Source organism: Micromonospora phytophila, assembly GCF_023656545.1.
Taxonomy (GTDB): domain Bacteria; phylum Actinomycetota; class Actinomycetes; order Mycobacteriales; family Micromonosporaceae; genus Micromonospora; species Micromonospora phytophila.
Genome location: NZ_JAMOKF010000248.1, coordinates 1 through 8276, shown reverse-complemented (window position 1 = coordinate 8276; position 8276 = coordinate 1). Strand labels below are relative to the sequence as shown.

Here is an 8276-nt window from a genome sequence, read left to right as displayed (position 1 = left end):
GGCTCGCGGCGCTCGCGGCGCACCGCGCGGCGCTGGCCGACCGGCGGGCCGAGGTGGCCGCCGAACGAGACCAGATCGCCGCCGAGCACGACGACGCGCCGCCCGCCCCGGTGACCCGGCCGGCGACGCGCACCGGTCGATCCGGCGCGCCGCTGTGGCGACTGGTCCGCTTCACCGACGGGGTAAGCGGCGCGGACGCGGCGGCCATCGAGGCGGCCCTGCACGCCGCCGGACTGCTGGACGCCTGGCTGCACCCGGACCCCGAGACCGCGGCGACCGCGCTGGCCGGCGACAACCTGGACGGCTACCTGCTGCCGCTCCCGCCGCACCGGCGGCCGACCGGGGCCACCCTCGCCGACGTGCTGGCCCCCGAGGAGCAGGACGACGTACCCGCCGGGCGGATCACCGAGGTGCTCGCCTCGGTGGCGTTGGCGAATGTGGCCACCCCGGAGGCACCCGGCGAGCTGAGCGCCGCGCTGGTGACCGTCGGGGTCGACGGCCGGTACGCCCAGGGCGTCGGCGTCGGCCGGTTCGCCAAGACCTCCTGCGAGTACATCGGCGCGACCGCCCGGGCGGCCCGGCGCGCCGCCCGGGTCGCCGGTCGGGCCGGCCCCGCCGCCGGCGCCGCGCGTCACTGCGGCCGGGGCGGGGGTACGGCGATGAGCCGGCGGCTGGTGGTGCTGGACGTGGTGGGGCTGACCCCGCGCCTGCTGGCGCACATGCCCCGGTTGCGCGCGGTCGCCGACGCCGGCTTCCGGGCCGAGCTCGGCACGGTGCTGCCCGCGGTGACCTGCTCGGTGCAGTCCACCTTCCTCACCGGGGTGCTCCCGGCCGACCACGGGATCGTCGGCAACGGGTGGTACTTCCGGGACCTCGGCGAGGTGCTGCTGTGGCGGCAGCACCACGCCCTGGTCGGCGGGGAGAAGCTCTGGCAGGCGGCCCGCCGCGCCGAGCCCGGTTACACGGTGGCCAACGTCTGCTGGTGGTACGCGATGGGCGCGGACGTGGACTGGACGGTCACCCCCCGCCCGGTCTACCACGCCGACGGCCGCAAGGATCCGGACTGCTGGACCGACCCGCCCGAGCTGCACGACACCCTGACCGACGCCCTCGGCACCTTTCCGCTCTTCACCTACTGGGGGCCCGGCGCGGGGCTGCCCTCGTCGCGCTGGATCTGCAGGGCGGCCGAGCGGATCCTCGCCGACCAGGCGCCCGACCTGACCCTGGTCTACGTCCCGCACCTGGACTACGACCTGCAACGCTTCGGCCCCTCGTCGCCCCGGGCCGCCGCCGCGGCGGCCGAGCTGGACGAGGTGCTCGGGCCGCTGCTGGACGCGGCCCGGGCCAGCGACGCCACCGTGGTGGTGCTCTCGGAGTACGGCATCACCGACGTCTCCCGACCGGTCGACGTCAACCGGCTGCTGCGCGCCGAGGGGCTGCTGCGGGTCTACACCCAGGCGGGGATGGAGTACCTCGACCCGTGGACGTCGCGGGCCTTCGCGGTCGCCGACCACCAGGTCGCGCACGTCTACGTCCGGGACCCGGCCGACGTGCCGGCGGTGGCGAAGCTCTGCGCCGGGCTGCCCGGGGTGGCCGAGGTGCTCGACGCCGACGGCCGGGCCGCGTACGGGCTGGACCACCCGCGCGCGGGCGAGCTGGTGCTGGTGGCCGAGCCGGATTCCTGGTTCACCTACTACTACTGGCTCGACGACGCCCGCGCGCCGGATTTCGCCCGGCTGGTCGAGATCCACCGCAAACCCGGGTACGACCCGGCCGAGCTGCTCTTCGACCCGGCCGCGCCGGGGGCGGCGAAGCGGCGGGCGGCGGTGGCGCTGGCCCGCAAGAAGCTCGGGATGCGCTACCTGATGAGCGTGGTCGGGCTGGACGCCGGGGCCCGGGCGGTCCGCGGCTCGCACGGGCGGCTGCCGGCCGACCCGGCTGACGGACCGGTGCTGCTCTGCTCCGACCCGAGCGCCGCCCGGGACCGGCTCGCGGCGACCGAGGTGAAGGGCCTGCTGCTGGAGCTGGCCGGGCTGGGCGCACCCGACGGGCCGGGGGAGGCGCCGTGACCGTCACCGTCGAACCGACCGACGTGAGCGAGCTGCGTGCCCGCTTCGACGCCGAGCTGGCCGCGTTCCTCGACCGGCAGGATCCGGACTGGCCCGACGGCGCCCCGCGCGGCGTGTTCACCGCGCTGCACCGGTTCGTGCTGGCCGGCGGCAAGCGGCTGCGTCCGCTCTTCTGCTACTGGGGCTGGCGGGGGGCGGGTGGCGGCGACGGCACCCCCATCGTGATCGCCGCTGCCGCGCTGGAGCTGTTCCACGCGTTCGCGCTGATCCACGACGACATCCTCGACGGCAGCGACCGCCGCCGGGGCGAGCCGTCGGTGCACCGGATCTTCGCCGACCTGCACGCCCGCTCGTCCTGGCGGGGCGACCCGGAGGCGTACGGGCGTAACACCGCCCTGCTCTGCGGCGACCTCTGCGCCGCCTGGTCGGACCAGATGTTCCACGAGTGCGGGTTGAGCACCGAGCAGGTGCACCGGGGGTACGGCGTCTTCGCGTTGATGCGTACCGAGGTGATCGCGGGGGAGTACCTGGACCTGGTCTCCGGGGTGGGTGACGGCTCGGTGGCCAGCGCGTTGACCGTCATCCGGATGAAGGCGGCCCGCTACACGGTGACCCGGCCGTTGCAGATCGGCGCGACGCTCGCGGGGGCCGCGCCCGAGCTGGTCGCCGCGCTGGCCGAGTTCGGTGACCCGCTTGGTGACGCGTTCCAGCTGCGCGACGACGTGCTGGGGGTCTTCGGTGACCCGGCGGTCACCGGCAAGTCGGTCCTGGACGACCTGCGGGAGGGCAAGCCGACGGTGATGATGGCGCTGGCCCGCAGCGCCGCCGACCGGGCGCAGACCGCCCGGCTGCGGGAGCTCTTCGGCAACCCGGACCTGGACGCCGAGGGCGCCGCCGAACTCCGGCGGATCATCGAGGCCACCGGCGCCCGGGAGCGGATCGAGCAGATGATCCGGGTACGCGCCGACGCGGCGCTCACCGCCCTGGCGACCGCCCCGGTCACCACCGAGACCCGCGCCGCCCTCACCTCCCTCGCCGACCAGGCCATCCACCGCCCGCTCTGACCCTCGCCGATCCGGGGCTCGTCGTGCCTCGTCGATCTCCACGAGCGACGACGGGTCCTGGATCGCGCGCGTCGTGCGGCAACTTTTGGCTGGATCGACGAAAGTCCACGATGGATGCGCAGAAGGTATGGACACATCGACGTAGGCGATTTAATGTCGTGGCCATCACGAAGTTGTTTCGTCGAGGTGAACCGACGGCGCGGGAACCCATCGACTGGTGACCTCCGAGCACGTGGCCCCCACCCATCGGAGGTCACGGCCGGCCGGGACGGCACCCGGCAGGCCGCCTTCACCCCCGCTACGGCATCCGGCGCGACGGCGCGCGCCCCGCCCTGGCAGTCACTCGTCAGGAAGGGACACCCCATGTCCATCAGGGACGGCTCCATCCCTCCACGGACCCGACGGTGGTTCTCCGCCGGTTCGGCGCTGCTGCTGGTCGCCACCGCCGGAACGGTCGCCCTCGGCGCCGGCCCGGCCGCGCTCGGCGGCCCGACCGGGGCTCAGGCCCACCCCATCGTCGCCACCGACTTCCAGCAGGTCACGCTCGCCAAGGGCGTCGCCGAGGTCGGCGAGCCCATGACCATCGCGGTCCTGCCGGACCGGTCGGTCCTGCACACCGCCCGCAACGGCACGGTGCGCCGCACCGACGCCAGCGGCAACACCTCGGTGGTCGGGACGCTGTCGGTCTACACCCACGACGAGGAGGGGTTGCAGGGCGTCGGGGTCGACCCGAACTTCGCCACCAACCGGCACATCTACCTCTACTACGCGCCGCCGCTGTCCACCCCCGGCGGTGACGCGCCCGCGACCGGCAGCGACTTCTCCGCCTGGCAGGGCGTCAACCGGCTCTCCCGCTACACCCTCAACAGCGACTTCACGTTGAACACCGCCAGCAAGGTCGACGTCCTCGACGTGCCGGCCGACCGGGGCATCTGCTGCCACGTCGGCGGCGACATCGACTTCGACGCCGCCGGCAACCTCTACCTCTCCACCGGCGACGACACCAACCCGTTCGACTCCTCCGGGTACGCCCCGCTCGACGAGCGAACCAACCGCAACCCCGCGTACGACGCCCAGCGCAGCGCGGCCAACACCAACGACCTGCGGGGCAAGATCCTGCGGATCAAGGTGAACGCGAACGGGACGTACTCCATCCCGGCGGGGAACATGTTCGTCGACTCGGACCCGAAGACCCGCCCCGAGATCTACGCGATGGGCTTCCGCAACCCGTTCCGGATGAGCGTCGACAAGGCCACCGGCATCGTCTACGTCGGCGACTACGGCCCGGACGCCGGCACCACCACCAGCCGGGGCCCGAGCGGCCAGGTCGAGTTCGACCGGGTCACCGGGCCGGGCAACTACGGCTGGCCGTACTGCACCGGCACCAACACCGCCAACGAGACGTACGCCGAGTGGGACTTCGCCACCAACACGGCCGGCGCCAAGTTCAACTGCACCGGCGGGCCGACCAACAACTCGTTCCGCAACACCGGCCTGACCACTCTCCCGGGCGCCAGGGCGGCCTGGATCCGGTACGCCGGCGACGCCGGCACCCCGCCGGAGTTCGGCGGCGGCTCCGAGTCGCCGATGGCCGGCCCGGTCTACCGCTACAACGCCTCGTCGAGCTCCACCACCAAGTTCCCGCAGTCCTTCGACGGGCAGTTCTTCGCCGGTGAGCTGGGTCGGGGCTGGGTCAAGCCGATCCACCTCAACGCCGACGGCTCGCCGGGCACCATCGACACCTTCCCCTGGAACGGCAAGCAGGTCATGGACATGGCGTTCGGGCCGGACGGCGCCCTCTACGTCCTGGACTACGGCACCGGCTACTTCAACGGCGACGCCAACTCGGCGCTCTACCGCTACGACTACATCGCCGGCGGCAACCGCGCACCCACCGCGGCGGCCTCGGCCGACAAGACCTCCGGCGCGGCCCCGTTGACCGTGAACTTCTCCTCGGCCGGGTCGTCGGACCCGGAGGGTGGTGCGCTGACCTACTCCTGGAACTTCGGCGACGGCACCACCTCGACGGCCGCCAACCCGAGCAAGACCTACACCACCAACGGCACCTACACCGTCACGCTGACCGTCCGCGACCCGCAGGGCGCCACCGGCACGGCGAACGTGCAGATCGGCGTCGGCAACACCGCCCCGACGGTCACCATCGGCAACCCGGGCAACGGCCAGTTGTTCAACTACGGCGACACCGTGCCGTTCACCATCACGGTGACCGACCCGGAGGACGGCACGATCGACTGCACCAAGGTCAAGATGACCTACGTGCTGGGCCACGACAGCCACGGCCACCAGATCACCTCGAAGACCGGCTGCTCCGGCTCGATCACCATCCCCGTCGACGGTGAGCACGACGACGCGGCGAACATCTTCGCGATCTTCGACGCCGAGTACACCGACGCGGGCGGGCTGACCACCCACAAGCAGCACACCCTCCAGCCGAAGAAGCGCCAGGCGGAGCACTACAAGACCTCCTCGGGCGTCGCCCAGTACAGCAAGACGACGGCGGAGGGCGGCAAGACCGTCGGCAGCATCGAGAACGGCGACTGGATCGCGTTCGAGCCGTACAAAATCAACAACGTGACCTCGTTCAGCGCCCGCGTCTCCTCCGGCGGCGTCGGCGGCACCCTCCAGGTGCGCGCCGGCTCGGCCACCGGCACCGTGCTCGGCTCGGCCACCGTGCCGGTCACCGGCTCCTGGGAGACCTTCCAGAACGTCACCGGCACCATCTCCGGCCCGCCGGCCGGCACCACCACGCTCTACCTGACCTTCGCCGGCGGCGCCGGGGCGCTCTTCGACGTGGACTCGTTCACGTTCACCACGGGCACCGGCGGCGGCGGGACCGGCCCGATCAAGGGCCTGGCCGGTAAGTGCCTGGACGTGCGCGGCAGCGGCACCGCCGACGGCACCCAGATCCAGATCTACGGCTGCAACGGCACCGGGGCGCAGACCTGGACGGTGACGCCGAACAGCACCGTCAAGGCGTTGGGCAAGTGCCTGGACGTTTCCGGGGGTGGTTCGGCCGACGGTACGAAGATCCAGCTCTGGACGTGCAACGGTTCGGGTGCGCAGAACTGGTCCGCGCAGGCGGACGGCACCCTGAGGAATCCGCAGTCCGGCAAGTGCCTGGACGTCTCGGGCAACAACTCCGCCGACGGCACGGTCGTGCACCTGTGGACCTGCCTCGGCGCGAACAACCAGAAGTGGACCCTGCCCTGACCTGAAGGGGGAGGGGCGGCACGGCCCCTCCCCACCCCGGTATTGGAGAGCGACATGCGCAGACTCCTCCGACCCGTCCTCGGCGCGGCCACCGCCGTCCTCGCCGTCCTCGCCTGCACCACCCCCGCCAGCCCGGCGGCCGCCGCCGACGCCCCCTACGACGTGCTGGTCTTCTCGAAGACCGCCGGCTTCCGGCACGACTCCATCGCCGTCGGCACCCAGGCCATCCGCGACCTGGGCGCGGGGAACAACTTCACCGTCACCGCCACCGAGGACGCCGCCGCGTTCACCACCGGCAACCTCGCCCAGTACGAGGCGGTCGTCTTCCTCAACACCACCGGTGACGTGCTCAACGCCACCCAGCAGACCGCCTTCGAGTCGTACATCGGCTCCGGCGGCGGCTTCGTCGGCGTGCACGCCGCCGCCGACACCGAGTACAACTGGTCCTTCTACGGCAACCTGGTCGGGGCGTACTTCGCCTCGCACCCGGCGATCCAGCAGGCCAACGTCAAGGTCGAGAACCGGGCGCACGCGGCCAGCGCCCATCTGCCGCAGACCTGGACCCGCACCGACGAGTGGTACAACTACCAGACCAACGCCCGCTCCACCGCCCGGGTGCTGGCCACCCTCGACGAGTCGTCCTACTCGGGCGGCTCGATGGGCGCCGACCACCCGCACGCCTGGTGCAAGACCTACAGCGGCGGCCGGGCCTTCTACACCGGCGGCGGGCACACCCAGGCGTCGTACGCGGAGGCGAACTTCCGGGCCCACCTGCTCGGCGGCATCCGGTACGCCGCCGGCCGCAGCAAGGCCGACTGCCGGCCGGAGACCGGCTACACGGCGCTCTACAACGGCTCCACCACCGGCTGGTCGCAGGCCGGGCCGGGCAGCTTCACCAACTCCGACGCCACCCTCACCTCCGTGGGCGGGCTGGGCATGCTCTGGTACAGCGCCAAGCAGTTCATAAGCTACTCGCTGAAGCTGGACTGGAAGCTTGCCGGGGACGACAACTCGGGCGTCTTCATCGGCTTCCCGCCGTCGAGCGACCCGTACTCTGCGGTGAACAACGGCTACGAGGTGCAGATCGACGCCACCGACGCCGCCGACCGCACCACCGGCGCGGTCTACACCTTCAAGTCCGCCGACATCGCCGCCCGGGACGCGGCACTCAACGCGCCGGGGGAGTGGAACAGCTACGAGCTGCTCGTCGAGGGTGAGCGCCTCCAGGTTTTCCTCAACGGGGTGAAGGTCAACGACTTCACCAACACCAACCCGGTCCGCTCGCTCGCCGGCCACATCGGCATCCAGAACCACGGCACCGGCGACGACGTGTCGTTCCGCAACATCCGGATCAAGGAACTGGGCTCCACCCCGGGCGGGAACACCACCGTGCAGGCCGAGTCGTTCAGCTCGTCGGCCGGGGTCACCCCGTTCACCAAGGCCGGCGCGAACGGCGGGCAGACCCTCGGCTACATCGACCCGGGTGACTGGGCCGCGTACAACGGGGTCGACCTGACCGGGGTCACGTCGTTCAAGGCCCGGGTGGTTTCCGGCGGCCCGGGCGGGACCATCCAGGTCCGCACCGGCTCGACCACCGGCACCGTGCTCGGCTCGGTGGCGGTGCCCAACACCGGCAGCTGGACCACCTACGCCGACGTCACGACGAACCTCTCCGGGGTCCCGTCCGGCACGCAGAACCTCTACCTGACCTTCACCGGGTCGGGCTCGGGGCTCTTCGACGTCGACGACTTCACCCTGGTCAAGGGCGGCGGCGGCACGGGCGGCACCGGCCCGATCAAGGGCCTGGCCGGTAAGTGCCTGGACGTGCGCGGCAGCGGCACCGCCGACGGCACCCAGATCCAGATCTACGGCTGCAACGGCACCGGGGCGCAGACCTGGACGGTGACGCCGA

4 protein-coding genes are annotated in these 8276 nt (G+C 72.2%); all 4 read left to right on the top strand.

Annotated features, from left to right (window positions below; genetic code table 11):
- Nucleotides 1-659 precede the first annotated feature (659 nt).
- Nucleotides 660-2069 carry an alkaline phosphatase family protein gene (locus NCC78_RS23285; protein WP_250797053.1) on the top strand — a complete coding sequence of 470 codons (1410 nt, stop codon included), beginning with the start codon at nucleotides 660-662 and terminating at the stop codon, nucleotides 2067-2069.
- Nucleotides 2066-3133 (top strand): polyprenyl synthetase family protein, encoded by a 1068-nt coding sequence (locus tag NCC78_RS23280; RefSeq protein WP_250797052.1) that lies wholly within the window; start codon nucleotides 2066-2068, stop codon nucleotides 3131-3133. The genes NCC78_RS23285 and NCC78_RS23280 overlap by 4 nt, the downstream gene beginning before the upstream one ends.
- Before the next feature lie 363 nt (nucleotides 3134-3496).
- The gene (locus NCC78_RS23275) at nucleotides 3497-6364 is read left to right on the top strand and encodes a PQQ-dependent sugar dehydrogenase (RefSeq protein ID WP_250797051.1); all 2868 of its coding nucleotides are present in this window, start codon (nucleotides 3497-3499) and stop codon (nucleotides 6362-6364) included.
- Nucleotides 6365-6418: 54 nt separating this feature from the next.
- A partial coding sequence (locus NCC78_RS23270; RefSeq protein WP_250797050.1) for a ThuA domain-containing protein occupies nucleotides 6419-8276 on the top strand: 1858 nt, incomplete at its 3' end.